Consider the following 16,167-nt stretch of genomic DNA (forward strand, 5'->3'; position numbering starts at 1 on the left):
GTTCGGGCGAACAGGCCCCCCGTCGGGCGGCGCGTTAAGCCTGTCGCACGCCTGAAGCGCGCGCGGGCATGACGCAGGGCCCGACGCACGCTAGACCGTGTCCCTGACCCCACGTCTACGCCACACTATGGTCACGCCCACCCGCACCATGGGCATGAGCCCTTCAGGACCGATCCGCCTATGACCGTGCCCGCCGCCGACCCCGGAATGCTGAACCCCGTCACCCTGTTCATGACGGCCGACTGGGTCGTGAAGATCGTCATGATCGGCCTGGCCGGGGCCTCGATCTGGTCCTGGGCCATCATCATCGACAAGGCGTTCCGCTTCACCGCCCTGAACAGCCAGGCCGACACCTTCGAGAAAGCCCTCAGTTCCGGCCGGTCGCTGGAGGATATCGCCCAACAGGCCGGGCCCAATCCGGCCCATGCCCTGCCCCGGATGCTGGTCGTCGCTCTGGCCGACTGGCGCGAGACCCGGGCGCGCGGAACCCTGACCGAACAGCAGGGCAATCTGCTGATCAGCCGGATCGACCGGTCGCTGGATTCCATTATCGCGCGCGAGGGCATCCGCATCGAGCATGGTCTGGGCGTGCTGTCGGTGGTGGCCACCGCCTCGCCCTTCATCGGCCTGTTCGGGACGGTGTGGGGGATCATGAATGCGTTCGGACGGATCGCCTCGGCCGGCAACACCAACCTGACCACCGTGGCCCCCGCGATTTCGGAGGCCCTGTTCGCCACCGCCATCGGCCTGGCCGCCGCCATCCCGGCCTATATCGCCTATAACAAGTTCTCGATCGACGCGGGCAAGTTCTCCGGCCGACTGGAGAGCTTCGCCGACGACCTCCAGGCCGCCGTGGCGCGGCGTCTGGGTGCCCCGAACGCTCCGGTCGCGCCGCCGCCCCCTCCCCCGTCCGACTTCGCCATCCGCCGGGCCGACTGAGATGGCGATGGGCGGAGGCGCAGGCCAAGGCCATGTGCGCGGGCGGCGCAGGGCAAAGAAGCGGCCGCTGAGCGAGATCAACGTCACCCCCCTGGTGGACGTGATGCTGGTGCTGCTGATCATCTTCATGATCTCGGCGCCGCTGTTGACGGTCGGGGTGCCGGTCGAACTGCCCCAGACCGAGGCCGGGGCCGTGGACACCGACAACGAGCCCGTCACCGTCTCCATCGACCGCGACGGTGCCATCTTCATCGACAAGGATGAGACGTCCTACGACCAGCTGCTGGATCGCGTGGGCACCGCCGCAGGGACCGACGATCCGTCGAGCAAGCCCGTCTTCGTGCGCGCCGACGGCCGGGCACCGTACCAGGCCGTGGCACGGGTCATGGCGCGGCTATCGGCGGGTGGCTTCACCAAGCTGAACCTCATCACCGACACGGCCCCGGAACCGCAGGGCTAGATCTTGGAACGGCCAAGTCCCGCCATCGTCGGATCGATCGTCCTGCACGCAGGCGTGCTGGCGCTCGCCTTCGTGTCCTGGCCGACCAAGGAGCTGCCGCCGATCGTCCCGTCCTCGGTGCCGGTCTCCATCGTCTCGTCCGAAGTGATCGAGGCCGCCTCTGCCGACAATCCGTCCGAAGAGGTCGTGACCGAAGACGCCGCCAGCGCCCCCTCCGCTCCGGTCGAGGCGCCGACACCGCCGGTTCCCACGCCTGTGCCGCCGAGACCGGCGCCTTTGCGGCCCGCGACGCCCGCCCCCAGACCGACACCGACGCCCAGGCCCACGCCCCCGCGCCCCAGTCCGCCGACGCCCGCGCGGCCTGCGCCACCCCGGCCGACCCCGACGCCGCCGCGCCCGACACCCCGGCGCAACGAACCGACCCTCGATCTCAGCACCCTTGCCCAGGGTCCCCGACGACCTGGCCCCACCGCCCCTCGCGCCACCACGGGCCAGCAGGGCACCGGCCGGGCCAGCCAGGCTTCGGGCCCTCAACTGACGGCGATCTTCAACCAGGTCTATCCGAACTGGACCCTGCCCTGCGACATCCCCGGGGCGAACCAGTTGAGGATCCGGGTCAACATCACCCTGTCTCCGGACGGTCGCATCACCGCCGGCCCCACCCTGGTCGACCCGGAGTCCAGCCCCGTCTATCGGGCCGCCGCCGACGGCGCGATGCGGGCTCTGCGCCAGACCGCGCCGTTCGACGTACCGTCCGGCTTCCCCGGCGGCCAGTTCGCTCCGGTCTTCAACACCGAGCGCGCTTGCCGTAATCGTTAGGCGGCGCTCAAACCTCACTATCCCGGGCAGGGTTCACCGTATCGAGGGTCACCGTTGCCCCGCGACGCGGGAGCAACGGCAAGCCGTTTCCTGGTTCGAGGACAATCCGGAACATCGATGTGGCAAGCGCAGACAACCCCTCACGCCACGTCGGATACCTCGGCCGCCACCCCAGTTCCGCCTTGGCCCGGGCGTTCGAGATGCGTTTGGAATCGAGGTAAAAGCGGCGGCTGACGTCGGAAACCGATGCATCGTCCCACGCGACCTCGGGCGGGCGGGGCAGGCCCAGACGATCGGCGGTCCATTCCATGACGAGGTCAGCGGGCGCCGGTTCGTCGTCCACCAGATTGTAGGCGCGGCCCGGATGGGGGCGATCCATTGAGGCGAACAGGCCCGAGACGATGTCGTCCAGATGAATGCGGTTGAAGACCTGACCGGGCTTCTTCACCCGCCGGGCGGTGCCGTCCTTCAGCTTGTCGATCACCGACCGGCCGGGGCCGTAGATGCCGGGCAGGCGAAAGATCTGCACCGTCAGCCCCATGCCACGCCCGGCGTCCAGCCAGTCGGCCTCGGCGCGCACCCGGCGCGCGCCCTCGATCGTGGCGGCGTTCAGGGCGTCGTCCTCGAACACCCAGCCGCCGGCCCGGTCGCCATAGACGGCCGTGGACGAGACATAGCCGATCCAATCGGGCCAGGCCGATCCGGCCGAAGGCGTCGCCGAGAGCGCCCTCAGCGCCGGACAGCCCTTGGCGTCAGGGGCGGACGTAACCAGCACGGCCGTGGCTTGGGAAAGAGCTGCGTCCAGCGCGGCGAGATCAGTCGGGTCGATCGCCTCGATCCCCTCGACCGACAAGGCCGCACGCCGTTGGGGATCGCGCGAGGTCGCCACGGCCCGACCGCCACGCGCAAGGGCTTCCATCGCGGCGGCGCGGCCGACATAGCCGCCGCCGAAGACCAGCAGGGACGGGGCCAAGGTCAGGCGACGCCCGCCCGGATCGGGATGACGGGGGCGGGCTCGGGACGGGTCGACTGCGCAGGCTCAGCGCAGGCTTCTGCGCGACAGGCGTTCCAGGTGGAGACGCAGGGGATCTTGGACCGATCGGCGCGGTCGGCATAGCGGCCCGCCACCTCGGCGACGTCGGCCATCAGGCCTTCGGCCAAGGTGATGGGCTTGAGCCCCAGGTCGCGGAACTGGTCGTTGGCGACGATCAGCTCATTCTCGTCGGCTTCCTGGCGCGGGTTGGGCAGGTGGGCGATCTGCGCCCCAGTCAGGCGCGACACCAGCGCCGCCAGATCGCGGACGCGGTGGCTCTCGGTCATCTGGTTCAGGATCTTGACCCGTTCGCCGCGTTTCGGCGGGTTCTGCAACGCCAGCTCGACGCAGCGCACCGTGTCCTGGATATGGATGAAGGCCCGCGTCTGGCCGCCCGCCCCATGCACCGTCAGCGGATAACCGACCGCCGCCTGCATCAGGAACCGGTTCAGCACCGTGCCGTAGTCGCCATCATAGTCGAACCGGTTGATCAGCCGCTCGTCCATCCGCGTCTCGGCCGTCTCCGCGCCCCAGACGATGCCCTGGTGCAGATCGGTGATGCGCAGGGCGTCGTTGCGGGCATAGAACTGGAACAGCAGGGCGTCCTGGGTCTTGGTCATGTGATAGATCGAGCCGGGGTTCGGCGGGAACAGGATCTCCTGCTCGGCCGGGCCGTTGTCGGTCTGGACCGTGACCTTCAGATAGCCCTCGGGGATGCGCAGGCCCGCCGTGCCGTAGCCATAGACCCCCATGGTCCCCAGGTGCGCCAGATGGACGTCGCGCCCGCTCTCGACGATGGCGGCCAGGATGTGGTGGGTGGCGTTGATGTTGTTGTCGACGGTGTAGAGCTTGTGCCGCGCCGACTTCATCGAATAGGGGGCGGCCCGCTGCTCGGCGAAATGGACGATGCTGTCGGGCGCTTTGTCGTTGATCAGCGCGACCAGGCGGTCGAACTCCTTGCCCACCGTCATGTTGACGAAGCCGATGGTCCGGCCGGTCAGATCTTTCCAGGCGGCGATCCGCTCGCCCATGGTCCGGATCGGGGTCAGGGACTGGACCTCCAGCTCGTTGTCGATGTTCCGGCGACTGAGGTTGTCGACAATGGTGACGTCCCAGCCCCGCGCCGACAGGTGCAGGGCCGTCGGCCAGCCGCAGAATCCGTCGCCGCCCAGAACCAGAACCTTCATCGGGTCGCCCTTCGCCGTTCGCATCAGGGGCCCTGACTAGACCATGCCGGCCACAGGGGCAAAGCGGAGCCGTTCGTTCAGCCCGGCTCCCCGACCAGGGTGAAGGGAGCCCAGAAGGCGGGGTGGGCCCAAAGGCGGTTGGCGCGGACGGCCTTCATTCCCGTCTGGAGCGCCTTGGCGCGGTCGCCGATGTCGGCACCGGGGGCGTCGAGCGCGGCGAAGGTGTCGGCGATCAGCTCGGTGGTGGCCACGTCTGACACCTCCCAGTGCGACACCAGCACCGACCGCGCGCCGGCATAGAAGAAGGCGCGGGCCAGTCCCGACAGACCCTCGCCGCCGGGTGTGCCGTCCGAGGCCGCAGTATTACAGGCCGACAGGACCACGAACTCGGCCCGCAGCCGCAGCTGGGCCGCCTCCGACGCGCTCAGATAGCCGTCGTCGGCCTCCGTCGCGGTCTCGGGCGGTGTCAGGACCAGACCGGGCTCGGACACGGTGGACCCGGCCATCAGGCCGTGGGTCGAGAAGACGACGAAGCGCGACTGGGACAGGGCCCCGGTATCCCCCTGACGGACGGCGGTCTCGGTGGCGGCCGCGCCGGTGCGCACAAGGGCGCGGGGATAGCGGGATTTCAGGGTGTCGAGCTCGGCCTTGGAGCCGGGCAGATAGGGAAGCGCGCGCAGCTTGGCGACATCGGCCAGCCGCCCCTCGCCCATGACGCCGTCGGCCGAGGGCGCGCCGCGCGAGCCGTTCTGGGGCGCTCCGGCCAGGATCGGTGCCCCAAAGGCGGCCATCGAGAACCCTCTCGTCGCCGCCTGGCGGGTCGAGGCCTGGGCGGTGCCCGCCATCGGCGGACACCCCGAGGAGCGCTCGGCCGGATCGGCGACCAGATAGCAGCGCAGAGCCTTCAGGCTCGACACCGACGGCAGGGTGGCCAGGGCGTAGCGGTCGATCAGCCAGTTAGTGGTGGAAAAGGCGTCCGGCCCGGTGTCGGATCCGATCGGGGCCTCGGTGGCCAGCACCGCCAACGGCAGGGTCGTCAGGGCGCCGGTGACGACGGTGATCAGGGTCGTCTTGCCCTCGAACACGCTCTCAACCGGCTGGACCAGCCGGGTATAGAGCCGGTGCGCCTCGGCCCGGTCAAAGGCCGTCACGGGCCGCCCGGCGAAGATGGCGGGATCGATGCCCGGATCGCTGCGCGAGGCGGCGGTGGTCAGGGAGGCGCGCAGCCTGGCCACCGAAGCGGTCATGGCCTCCTCGCCCAGGTCCTCGGCCCGCGCCCATTCGATCCGGTCGCGCGACACACCCCAGACATAGGTGGCCTCGGGGTTCACCAGCACCAGCAGCAGGCCCTCGTCGGGCTTCAGCAAACCTTGCGCCTCGATGACGGACAGGGCGCGCGGACTGGTCAGTTCGGAGTAGGCGGGAAACCGCGCCTCGATGTCGGCATCGACCGTCTTCAGCCGGGCGAGCGTCGTCTCATAGGTGGTGCGGGTGGCGGCGCGCTGGGTCTGGCCGTCGGCACCGTCCACCGCATAGAGCCGCTCCAGTTCCCGCTCCAGCCGGTCGCGCGTGGTGATCAGGGTCTCGCGCTCCTCGGCCAGCCGACCCAGGGCGTCGTCCCCTTGCGCGAACCGGGCGGAAACCTTGGCGAGGGCGTCGGCGGCGTCGGACGCGATGGCCCACTGGGCCGCCTCGAAGGCCTCGGCGCGCAGGGATTGCGGCGTGTCCTCGGTGCGGGCCACTGCCGATGCCGACAGGCCCGCGATCAGGGCCAGGCCCGCCACCACGGCGGTCAGTCTAAGCCAGACAGCCATGCTCAGTTGCTCAGGATCTGGACCTTGGTCCAGACCGCGCCCCGGTTGACGATATCGATCCTCACCTTGCCCCCCTGGCGTCGCTGGACGGTACAGACCGGATAGTGGTCGCCGAAACCGTCCTCGCACACAAGCGCCCCGCCCTCGTCGCGCACCGACATGTCGATATTGGTGTCGCCGTCACCGATGGCGGCGACCCGCAGCACCTCGCCGCCGCGCGCCTCGACCTCGAACCCATAGGTTTCGCGCGCCTTGATCTCGCGCACCTGGAAGATCGGGCCCTGGCCGAAGGGCGAGGACCGCACGCCGCGCGTGCCGGTGCGAAGCCGGGCGATGGCGTCCAGCACCCCCTGGCTGCCGTTGGCAAAGGTCGCGGCTTCGTCGAGCAGGCTGTCGGGCGTCAGCACGGCCTCACCGCTGTCGATGCCGGGCCGCACCGGCACCTCGGCCAGGATGCGCGCGGCCATGATCAGGGCGCCGGGATCGGAATGGGTCCGGCCCCAGGCGGCGACATGGGCGGCGGTGACGATCTGGGTCACCCCCTCGGCCTCGGGCGAAATGGTCATGAGTGCGTCGGCCTGGACCGCTTCGGCGACGGTGCGCGATCCGGCCGCACAGGCCACGGCAAGGCCGGCCATGAGCACACAGGCCAGCGTCGGCAGGGGGCGCAGGCGCGCAAAGGTCTTCATCATCGTTCCCCACAGCCGGGTCGGGACAAGGATCGGCCGCATCCGATCACTCTGAACCCAAAACGCTTTTCAGGGAAACTGACCGAACGTGATCGGGCGAACGCGGGTTCGGATCAGAGGGTGGCGGCCGTCAGGATCCTTCGATCGGCCCTCGCCTGGACCAGCACCGCAACCGCCTCGCCCGCCTCGGCTTCGGGCAGGTCGTACAGCACCGGTCGCCCGGTCCAGGGACCCAGCCGGTTCAGCGAGCGGACCACATTGACGTGGCGCACCACCCGGCCCCGGTTGTCGCCGCCGCCGACGGTGACGCTCTGCGGGCCCGGGCGATAGGTGACGGCCCAGACCTCGGCGCCGCCTTCGGGCGCGGTGCCGGAGCCGACGCCGACGCGGTCGCCGGCTTCCCGGAACTCGACCTGGGGCGGGAAGACGCGGCGCTCGGCCTCCTGGTCGACGGCCTGCTGGACGTCAGCGCGGCGCGCGCCCGATAGCTGGCGACGGCCGTCGATGATGACCTGGGGCGTATAGACGCCGCGCAGACGCATGGCCTGCAGATAGGCCCGCTGGCGCTGGGCGAATTCGGGTCGGGCGAAGGTGTCGGGCCAGCCCAGATAGTCCCAGTAGTCGACCGCATAGGTCAGGGCGATCACGCCGGGCTCCTGCGCCAGGGCCTCGACCACGCGGTTGGCGGCGGGGCAGCCCGAACAGCCCTGGGCGGTGAACAGCTCGACCACGACGGGCTCGGCGGGGGTGGCGCGAACGGGCGGCCGGGCGGGCGCGACCGGCTGAGCCGAGGTGCCGACCGACACGGCTCCGGCGGCGAGCACGGCCCCCGCGATGATCCAGCCCTTGAAGCTCATGGCCGGAACCGTAGCGGAGCGGTTCGATCACCGCCCTTCATATTCGCGTGAGAGGAAGATCCTCCCTACGGGGGAGGATCGCTAATCCATCAGCTGCTGGCTCAGATAGACGTAATGCCTGGCCCAGCGGCGGGCGTTCGCCACCGGGTCGGCGTCGTTGGAGTGACCGCCAGAGGTCTCCTCGTAATAGAGGTGGTCGTAGCCCATTTGCCCCAAACGGGCCGCGAACTTGCGCGCATGGCCCGGGTGGACGCGGTCATCGCGGGTGTTGGTGGTGATGTAGAGCCGGGGGTAGCGGGCCCCCTCGCGCAGGTTCTGGTAACCGGAATAGCGGGCGATATAGGCGGCTTCCTCAGGGATGCGCGGGTCGCCGTATTCACCGATCCAGGACGCGCCCGCCGGCAGGTCCGGATAGCGCAGCATGTCGATCAGGGGGCTCTCGATCACCGCCGCATTGTAGAGTTCCGGGTGCTGGGTGATCGAGACCGAGGTCAGCACGCCGCCGTTCGACCGGCCATAGATGCCGAGGCGACGCGGCGAGGTGATGCGGCGGGCCGCAAGGTCGCGGGCCACGGCGGCGAAGTCGTCAAAGGCGCGCTGGCGGTTTTCCTTGAGCGCCGCCTGGTGCCAGGCCGGGCCGAACTCGCCGCCGCCCCGGATGTTGGCGATGACGAAGGCCCCGCCGTTCTCGAGCCAGAGCTTGCCCATCTCGGGCTTGTAGGCGGGGGGGAAGGCGATCTGGAACCCACCGTAGCCGAACAGGATGGTGGGGGTCGATCCGTCCATCGGCGCGGCGATCGGACGGACCAGGAAATAGGGCACCTTGGTCCCGTCGGTCGAGGTCGCCTCGAACTGTTCGACGACGTGTTTCGAGGCATCGAACCGGGCGGGCGAAACCTTGATCCGGTCGGCGGTGGCGGCGGTCAGGTCGGCCAGGGCCAGGGTGGACGGCGTCAGGAAGCCTTCGAACGTATAGAAGACCTGGCCGGACTTGCGCGCCACGTCACCCAGATGCACCGCCGCATTGTCGGCGGCGGGCAGGAGGGTGGAGGTCCAGGGTCGGGTGGCGTTGTTGTTGAAGGCGATGATGCGGCCTTTGACGTTGTCGTTGACGACCGCGACGATCTTCTCGTCGGTGACCGCCACGTCCTCGATCGACTGGCGCGCATTGGGGGTGAAGACGACGTCGGCCTCGGTCGAGATGAACAGGTCCCCGGTGCGGGTCGGCGGGCGCAAAGTGTTCAGGGTCACGGCCAGCAGGGAGCCCGCCGTCCGCTTCTGGCCCTCGCGCCGGGTCCAGTCCTCGTCCAGGGTGAAGACCAGCCGCTTGTCGATCATGCCCTGGATCGAAATCCGCTCGGGCAGGACCAGCTTGATCATGTTCGACCCGTCCAGCATCCAGGTCTCGGCGCGGTAGGTGTCGAGCGGCCGGTTGACCAGCACGCCCAGGATATTGCCCTCGCCGTCGCGATAGACGGCCGGGCTGACGCCGTAGCCGCCGTCGGTGGCGGCGCCCCGGAACATCTCGCCGGCGTCGGCCAGGGTGCCGCCCCGGCGCAGGCCCTTGACGATGAAAGGATAGCCGCTCTCGGTCAGGGTCGGCTTGCCGTCCTCGAGCCCGAAATCGGTGGCGACCAGGAGCGTGCCGCGATCCAGCCAGGCGATGCGGTGCTTGCCCTCGGGCAGGACGAAGCCGTTGTTGGTGACGAAGCCCTTGGCCACGGTGTCGAACTCGCGCACCACCACGGCGTCCTTGCCACCGTCTGACAGGGAGATCAGGCAGCGGGTCTCCTGCGGCGCCAGACAGTTGGCGCCCTTCCAGACCCAGTCCTTGCCTTCGGCCGCCGACAGGGCGTCGATGTCGAGCAGGGTCTCCCATTCGGGCGTCGCCGTCCGATAGGAGGCAAGCGTGGTGCGCCGCCAGATGCCTTTCGGGTGCTCCGCGTCCTGCCAGAAATTGCCGATGCCGTCGCCGAGGAAGGTGGGGGACGGCGTCCGGTCGGTGGCCGACAGGATGTCGAAGGCCTGCTGGCGGAAGGTCTCGTAGCGCGGGTCGCCGGTCAGGGTGGCGAGGCTCTTCTCGTTCTCCGACGCGACGAAGGCCAAGGCCTCGGCGCCCTCGACCTCTTCCAGCGCCAGATGGTCGTCGGCGGCGCGGACCCCTGCGGGGGACAGGTCCGTGGGCATGTGCGGGGGGCGGGACTGGGCCAGGGCGGTGGTGGCGAGACAGCTTATTGCCGCGATGGACAGTATGGCCTTGGTCCCCGAACGCATCTTCAAACTCCGCTCATCCCGGCGAAAGCCGAGACCCAGTTCTGTGGGCTATCGGTGCCACCCTGTCCGCGCTGACATCAATCCCGGATGCTCGGTGCCTCAGCGAAAGCACAGGGTCCCGGCTTTCGCCGGGATGAGCGGTGAGGGCAGCCTATTCCTGCGCGGGGGCGTCCATCAACCGCCGCGTCAGATAGGTGTACTCCAGCGCCAGCCGACGCGCGGTTTCACGCAGATTCGCCCCCGCGGCGTGTCCGCCGTCCGTGTTTTCATAGAACAGCACCGGATAGCCAAGTTCCTCCAGCCGGGCGGCGGCCTTCCTCGCATGGCCCGGATGGACGCGGTCGTCCTTGGTCGAGGTGTGGATGAAGACCTCCGGATAGGGTCGCCCCGCCCTCAGGTTCTGATAGGGCGAATACTGCTGGATCCAGGCGCGTTCGACCGGCACGTCCGGGTTGCCGTATTCGGCGATCCAGCTGGCCCCGGCCAGCAACTTGTGGAAGCGCAGCATGTCGAACAGGGGCACCTGGATGACGGCGGCGTTGATCAGGTCCGGCCGCTGGGTCAGCATCGCCCCCATGAACAGACCCCCTTGAGAGCCGCCCATGATGCCGAGCTTGGGCTGGGACGTGATGCGCCGCGCCTCGAGATCGAGCGCCACGGCCTGGAAGTCCTCGTGGGCCCGCTGGCGGTTCTCCTGCAGCGCCGCCTCGTGCCACTTGGGTCCGAACTCGCCGCCGCCGCGGGTGTTGGCGATCACATAGACCCCGCCGCGTTCCAGCCACAGCTTGCCGACCGTGGCCGAATAGCCGGGCAGCAGCGAGCTCTCGAACCCGCCATAGCCGTACAGGATGGTCGGGTTCGACCCGTCCATCTGGATGTCGTCCTTGTGAACCACGAAATAGGGGATTTTCGTCCCGTCCGCCGAGGTCGCCTCGAACTGATCGACGCGCATTCCGGTGGCGTCGAACTTGGCGGGCAGGGACTTGATCACCTCCGCGCCCGTACCCGCCGCATCGGCCAGATACAGGGTCGAGGGCGTCAGATAGCCCGAAACGCTGACGAAGACGCGATCGTCGGTGTCGGAGCCGGACCCGACGCCGACCGTGACGTTCTCGGGCAGGGCCATCCGCTCATGGCTCCAGTCCGACGGATCATAGACCTGAACCGAACCCCGGACATTGTCGTACAGGGCGACGATCAGACGGTTGCGGGTCGTGCCGATGCCCTCGATCGCCTGACGCTCGGTCGGGCGGATGACCAGTTTGGCCTCGGCCCTGGGGTCGCCCAGCCAGGCGTCGAGATTCCAGGCGATGACGTCGCCGGTCTTGAAGTCCTGGCCCGATGGCGCGGTCCAGTCCTGCTTGATCGAGACGACCAGCTGACCCGCGACCAGGCCGTTGATGTCCGACTTGGCCGGCAGATCCAGCTTGCGCGTCGTGCCGTCGGTGTTCAGCAGCCAGGTCTCGCTCTCGTAGAAGGAGACGCCGCGATTGATCAGCACCGCCTTCACCGCCCCGTCGGCATCGCGCAGCGTATAGCCGCTGACCGAGACGTCCGTGGGCTGCCCGGTGAACAGGGTCTCGGCCTGGTCGATCGACTGACCGCGCTTGAGCCGCTTGACCACCATCGGATAGCCCGAGGTGGTCAGGGTGCCGGGGCCGAAGTCGCGCGAGATCAACAGGGTGTCGGCATCGATCCAGGCGGCACCCCCCTTGGATTCCGGCAGGACGAAACCGCCCTCCACGAAGGTCCTGGACACGGCATCAAACTCGCGCAGCACCACCGCGTCCTTGCCGCCGTCCGACAGGGACACCAGGCACAGCCGCTCCTCGGGGGGCAGGCAGTTGGTCCCCTTGTAGACCCAGTTCTTGCCCTCGGCGGTGGCCAGGGCGTCGATGTCCAGGATCGTCTCCCACTCCGGGGTCGCGGTGCGATAGCTGTCGACGGTGGTCTGGCGCCACAGGCCGCGGACGTGCTCCGCGTCCTGCCAGAAATTGCTCAGCGTGCCGTCGCGGTTCCAGCCCACGGCCGGGATCCGGTCGCGGGACTGGACGATGTCCAAGGCCTGCTGGTGCAGCCCCTCATAACGCGGGTCGCCCTGAAGCACGGCGAAGGTGCGGGTGTTGTGGGCATTGACCCACTCCATCGCCCGCGCCCCGTCCACCTCTTCCAGCCACAGATAGGGATCGGTCGCGTCCGAGGTGGCGAAAGCCCCCTCCGCCAGCGGCGGATTGGGCGGGGTCGGCGCCGAACCTGCGACCTGGGCCATGGCAAAGGTTCCCATTGCGACGGAAAGGGCGGCGGCGGAGACGAGCGAACGGATCATGAAAAGCTCCGGATACGGGGGAGCCGGCACCTTAGAGACGGCCGTGCAGGCGGCAAGCGGCGGGGTCTGAACCTTACCGATTTGTCACATGCGCGCGGCTGGAACCTGAGCCGGTCCGTTCACTTCCCGGTCTGCCCTTCCCCTGCCGGAAATCAGAAGGGCAGGACGTTCCGCTGGCGGCTGTAGGCCATGGTCCCGACGTTGGCACCGAGACGCAGGCCCACGCCGGTGCGCACCGGCGCGAGCACGATGCCGTCCGCGCGCTGATAGTTCACGCCCAGGCCGCCGATCAGATAGGCCGAGCCCTCGACCCCCGGATAGCGACGGTAGATGGCGTCCGGCGCATACAGGCCGTAGCACAGGGTGAAGACCCGCGACGCATTGCCTCCGACGTCCCAGCCGATCGAGATTCCCTGCCAGAAGACGTCCTGCGGGGCCTGGCCGTCCTTCATGTGCAGGGCACCGCGTCCGTAACGCAGGCCGATGCCGGCGGCGCCGGCGCCTTCTTCACCTGCGATATAGGCGGTCGGGCGGTCGCCCTGATCGGCGAAGATGCGCTCGATGACCGAACCCATGCTCTCGGCCGCGATGCCCAGCTCACGCGACCCGGCTGCGACCAGTTCGTCGGCGGTATAGGCGGGCGCGGCGCTGTCCGAGGAGATCGGATAGGCGGGGTCGTTGGGCTGGCGTCCCGTGGAGGCGCAGGCTCCGAGTCCCAGCGGAAGGGCCGTGGTCGCGGCGACGGCGAGACCGGAGCGGATCAGATTGCGGCGATGCATGAGAGGTCCCCGAGGAAATGACGTTCGCCCGTCGTCGCGGGCCTGAAACGCAGCCTGCGCGGGTTTTGAGTCAGCCTTGCGGCGACGAGGTTAACGAGAGGTTGCCGACGCAGGCCTGCGAACCCGCTATGAGGCCCCATGGACCTGCCCCTGATCCCCGGCCGCGAATGCGGGCCTTGCGTCGAATGCTGCCGCTTCATCCCGCTGGACCTGCCCGAACTGGCCAAGCCGACCGGTTCCCTGTGCGGATACTGCGTCGACGGGGCGGGGTGTTCCGTCCATTCGGTCCGGCCGCCGACCTGCCGGACCTGGTTCTGCGTCTGGCGGGTGGTCGAACTGTCCGAGGCCTGGCGACCGGACCTCAGCGGGATCATCGTCCGTCCCGACGGCCTGACCACCGGCGAGATCACCCTCTATGTCGTGCGTCGCACCGACTTCCTGACCGGCGACGAGATGTTCGACACGGTGGCCCAGTGGCTGTCGGAAGGGCTGAGGCTGGCGCTCAGCGTGCCCGGCCCGGTCGGAACCCTGCCCGTGCGGGCCGAGGTCACCGACTATCTGCTGCCATCAGTCGCGGCGGGGGACACGGCGCTGTTCCAGCAGCGTGTGTCGCAGTGTCTGGACAGCCTCGCCGCCCACGACTTCGAGCCGGACGGGATCGAGACCCGTTACGCGGTGGTCTGATCCTTACCAGACGCCGGGGATCAGCCTGAACCGGACCTTCTTCGCGTGCTCCTGATAGGCCGGGTCGCGCATCAGAATGGCTTCTTCGGAATAGATGCGGACGATCTCGAACCCGAGCCACAAGGTCAGCAGGACCGCGTTCCACACCGACGGGTTCAGCATCAGCGTCCCCGCATAGGCGATGACATAGCCCAGATACATCGGGTGACGGACGACGGCGTAGAGCCCCGACCGCTTCACGCCCCGGTTGGCGGCGATCAGTCCGAACGAGCGGCGCAGCGACAGCTTGGCCCCCATCGAGATCAGGAAACCCACGGCCAGAAACACCGCCCCGGCGGAAAGTCCGCCCGAGGCCGGGATCACCAGCATGGGCAGAAAGGCCCCCAGCGCCCCGGTCAGCCAGTCCATCGGCCGGACGCTGATCTGCTCGGTCGGCCGGCGCAGCAGTACCATGGCCGCGATCAGACCCTCGGACATCAGGAACATGATGTTGGCCGGGGTGGTCGAAAGGCTGGCGGCGAAACGCCACACCAGCCAGCCATACAGGACCAGCATGGCCACCCGCTCGCCGGCGTCGAGCCAGCGGTGCAGGCGGAAACGGCGATCGTCGGGAGCGGCGGCGAGGGTCATACCGTCCTCTCTGGCACGATCGTCTTGCTGTGTGATTAAGGGGCCCAGCCCGAGGGTCGCGCCAGGGTCACGGTACGCGTCGCACCCAGCCCGGTCAGTTCGCCGGTCCAGCCCGATCCGGCCGGATGCAGCCGAAGGGTCAGCGTGTCCGGGCCCAGTGCGGCGGTGACGGTGCGCGCGCCGTCCCCGGCCGACACGACCTCAACCAGCGCCGTGCGGTCCGACCGTGCGGGACGCAGCGCGCCCTCGACGGGCCCTGCGCCGTCATCGCTCAGCACCAGATCCAGCACGGGACGGCCCTCCGCATCGACCACGCGCCACAGGCCGTCGAGCGAACCCATCCGCGCGTTCTGGCGCAGGCGAGCGGCCTCGACGCCTTGCTGATAGCTGAGTTCGGCGGGGGTACGGCGGCCCTCGTAATTGTTGCGATAGGCCTCGACCGCGACCGGAGCGGTGATCGGCCGACGGCGTACCGAGGCATCGGCGTCCCCCTCCGCGATCTGACGGCCGAAGCTGGAAGGCGGTTCGTAAGGTCGGACCACCGGCGGCACATAAACCTCGGTCCGCGTCGAATAAGCGCGTTCCTGTCCTGAAAGCCCCGCGAGCATGATGACGAGCAGCAGCATGTCGCCAAACTGTCGCGAGACGGGACTCGTGACTAGTGCCGATGCGCAACACGCGAAAACGTGATCGGTTCCGACGTTCTGCAAGATTTTGCGCCGCAGTGCACAAGGGTCGCGTTGACACCGGCCCGCGCGCGTCACTAAAGCCTTGCCACCTGCCCGAGCGACTGAATTCGCTGGGTTTTGAGAACGATTCGCATGACGAGCTCGAACGACCCTACCGACGCCCAGACCGGTCGTCTTGTCCTTCAGCCCAACGGCCGCCCCCGCCCCCTCTCGCCGCATCTTCAGGTCTGGCGCTGGCACGTCACCATGACGGCCTCGATCCTGTTCCGCGTCACGATCGGGGCTGCGACCGTCGCCGCCGCGATTCTGGTGGCCGGTCTCGGAGCGCTCGCTTACGGTCCCGACGCCTATGCAACGGCCCTGGGCCTGATGGGATCGCCGCTGGGCCTGCTGGTCGGGTTCGGCCTGACGGTGGTGCTGTTTTCCCTGCTGCTGAACGGCGGGCGCCACCTCATCAACGACGCCGGCCAAGGCCTGACGATCGCGCCGGCCAATCTGTTGTCCAACATCGCCGTCTGGGGCCCCGTGCCGCTGGCGGTGCTGTTCTGGATCCTGTTGTTCGCCTCGGGGAGGGTGTCGCTGTGAGCGGTGCGGCCAAGTACAAGAACGGCGTCCGCGTCTCGGAACGCCACGGCGCGGGCGAGTGGACCACTGAAAAGGTCCTGCTGCTTCTGCTGATGCCCCTGGGCCTGTGGGTCGCCTCGAGCGTCTTCACCCTGACCGGGGCCGGTTACGACGCCACCCTGGCCTGGTTCGCCAACACCCTGAACGCGGGCCTGGCGATCGTCACGGCCATCGTCTTCTTCGGCTTCGCCAGCCTGGCCTGGAAGGTCATCGTCGAGGACTATATCCACAAGCCGGGGACCAAGACCCTGCTGCTGGCCCTGCTGAACATCGTCTTCCTGGCCCTTACGGCGGCCAGCGTCTTCTTCATCGTGCGGCTGGCGCTGGGATCTGCGCCGCTGCCTGCCGGTTTCGGAGCCTGAA

General features: G+C 68.8%; 16 protein-coding genes. 6 read left to right on the plus strand and 10 right to left on the minus strand.

Going from position 1 to position 16,167, the window contains the following annotated elements:
• The first annotated feature begins 180 nt into the window (after window positions 1–180).
• Genes tolQ through O5K39_RS02895 form a run of 3 tightly spaced genes read left to right on the plus strand, consistent with a single transcriptional unit; the run spans window position 181 to window position 2,218 of the window.
• Window positions 181–939, plus strand: coding sequence for a protein TolQ (gene tolQ / locus O5K39_RS02885; RefSeq protein ID WP_271145778.1), 759 nt, complete (start codon window positions 181–183; stop codon window positions 937–939).
• A gap of 1 nt (window position 940) precedes the next feature.
• Window positions 941–1,399 (plus strand): biopolymer transporter ExbD, encoded by a 459-nt coding sequence (locus tag O5K39_RS02890; protein WP_271145779.1) that lies wholly within the window; start codon window positions 941–943, stop codon window positions 1,397–1,399.
• A 3-nt stretch (window positions 1,400–1,402) separates the two neighbouring features.
• Entirely contained in the window at window positions 1,403–2,218 is an 816-nt protein-coding gene (locus O5K39_RS02895; RefSeq protein ID WP_271145780.1) for a hypothetical protein, read from the plus strand.
• A 7-nt stretch (window positions 2,219–2,225) separates the two neighbouring features.
• On the opposite strand, the gene O5K39_RS02900 is transcribed toward O5K39_RS02895, so the two are convergent.
• From O5K39_RS02900 to O5K39_RS02935, 8 genes are all read right to left on the minus strand, one after another.
• Window positions 2,226–3,191, minus strand: a complete 966-nt coding sequence (locus tag O5K39_RS02900; RefSeq protein ID WP_348637122.1) for an SDR family NAD(P)-dependent oxidoreductase — start codon at window positions 3,189–3,191, stop codon at window positions 2,226–2,228.
• Between the two features lie 2 nt (window positions 3,192–3,193).
• Window positions 3,194–4,438: an NAD-dependent epimerase/dehydratase family protein gene (locus O5K39_RS02905; RefSeq protein WP_348637136.1), complete on the minus strand. Its 1,245-nt coding sequence runs from the start codon at window positions 4,436–4,438 to the stop codon at window positions 3,194–3,196.
• A 77-nt stretch (window positions 4,439–4,515) separates the two neighbouring features.
• Window positions 4,516–6,252 carry a CHAT domain-containing protein gene (locus tag O5K39_RS02910; RefSeq protein ID WP_271145782.1) on the minus strand — a complete coding sequence of 579 codons (1,737 nt, stop codon included), beginning with the start codon at window positions 6,250–6,252 and terminating at the stop codon, window positions 4,516–4,518.
• Window positions 6,253–6,254: 2 nt separating this feature from the next.
• Complete coding sequence (locus O5K39_RS02915; RefSeq protein WP_271145783.1) at window positions 6,255–6,983, minus strand: hypothetical protein; 729 nt, start codon at window positions 6,981–6,983, stop codon at window positions 6,255–6,257.
• Window positions 6,984–7,054: 71 nt separating this feature from the next.
• Entirely contained in the window at window positions 7,055–7,798 is a 744-nt protein-coding gene (locus O5K39_RS02920; RefSeq protein ID WP_271145784.1) for a DUF1223 domain-containing protein, read from the minus strand.
• 81 nt (window positions 7,799–7,879) lie between these two features.
• Window positions 7,880–10,072 (minus strand): prolyl oligopeptidase family serine peptidase, encoded by a 2,193-nt coding sequence (locus tag O5K39_RS02925; protein WP_271145785.1) that lies wholly within the window; start codon window positions 10,070–10,072, stop codon window positions 7,880–7,882.
• A 151-nt stretch (window positions 10,073–10,223) separates the two neighbouring features.
• Window positions 10,224–12,398: a prolyl oligopeptidase family serine peptidase gene (locus O5K39_RS02930; RefSeq protein WP_271145786.1), complete on the minus strand. Its 2,175-nt coding sequence runs from the start codon at window positions 12,396–12,398 to the stop codon at window positions 10,224–10,226.
• Between the two features lie 152 nt (window positions 12,399–12,550).
• Complete coding sequence (locus O5K39_RS02935; RefSeq protein ID WP_271145787.1) at window positions 12,551–13,177, minus strand: EipA family protein; 627 nt, start codon at window positions 13,175–13,177, stop codon at window positions 12,551–12,553.
• Between the two features lie 138 nt (window positions 13,178–13,315).
• Between O5K39_RS02935 and O5K39_RS02940 the strand changes: the two genes are divergently transcribed.
• Window positions 13,316–13,861 (plus strand): hypothetical protein, encoded by a 546-nt coding sequence (locus O5K39_RS02940; RefSeq protein WP_271145788.1) that lies wholly within the window; start codon window positions 13,316–13,318, stop codon window positions 13,859–13,861.
• Window positions 13,862–13,864: 3 nt separating this feature from the next.
• On the opposite strand, the gene O5K39_RS02945 is transcribed toward O5K39_RS02940, so the two are convergent.
• The gene (locus tag O5K39_RS02945; RefSeq protein ID WP_271145789.1) at window positions 13,865–14,491 is read right to left on the minus strand and encodes an isoprenylcysteine carboxylmethyltransferase family protein; all 627 of its coding nucleotides are present in this window, start codon (window positions 14,489–14,491) and stop codon (window positions 13,865–13,867) included.
• A 35-nt stretch (window positions 14,492–14,526) separates the two neighbouring features.
• Window positions 14,527–15,117, minus strand: a complete 591-nt coding sequence (locus tag O5K39_RS02950; protein ID WP_271145790.1) for a hypothetical protein — start codon at window positions 15,115–15,117, stop codon at window positions 14,527–14,529.
• Between the two features lie 195 nt (window positions 15,118–15,312).
• Between O5K39_RS02950 and sdhC the strand changes: the two genes are divergently transcribed.
• Together sdhC and O5K39_RS02960 are read left to right on the plus strand one after the other, a co-directional pair.
• A complete protein-coding gene (sdhC, locus tag O5K39_RS02955) occupies window positions 15,313–15,765 on the plus strand; it encodes a succinate dehydrogenase, cytochrome b556 subunit (RefSeq protein WP_271145791.1) in 453 nt (150 codons plus the stop codon).
• Entirely contained in the window at window positions 15,762–16,166 is a 405-nt protein-coding gene (locus O5K39_RS02960; protein ID WP_271145792.1) for a succinate dehydrogenase, read from the plus strand. Before sdhC ends, O5K39_RS02960 begins: the two co-directional genes overlap by 4 nt.
• The last annotated feature ends 1 nt before the right edge of the window (window position 16,167 follow it).

The organism is Brevundimonas sp. NIBR10 (assembly GCF_027912515.1).
Taxonomy (GTDB): domain Bacteria; phylum Pseudomonadota; class Alphaproteobacteria; order Caulobacterales; family Caulobacteraceae; genus Brevundimonas.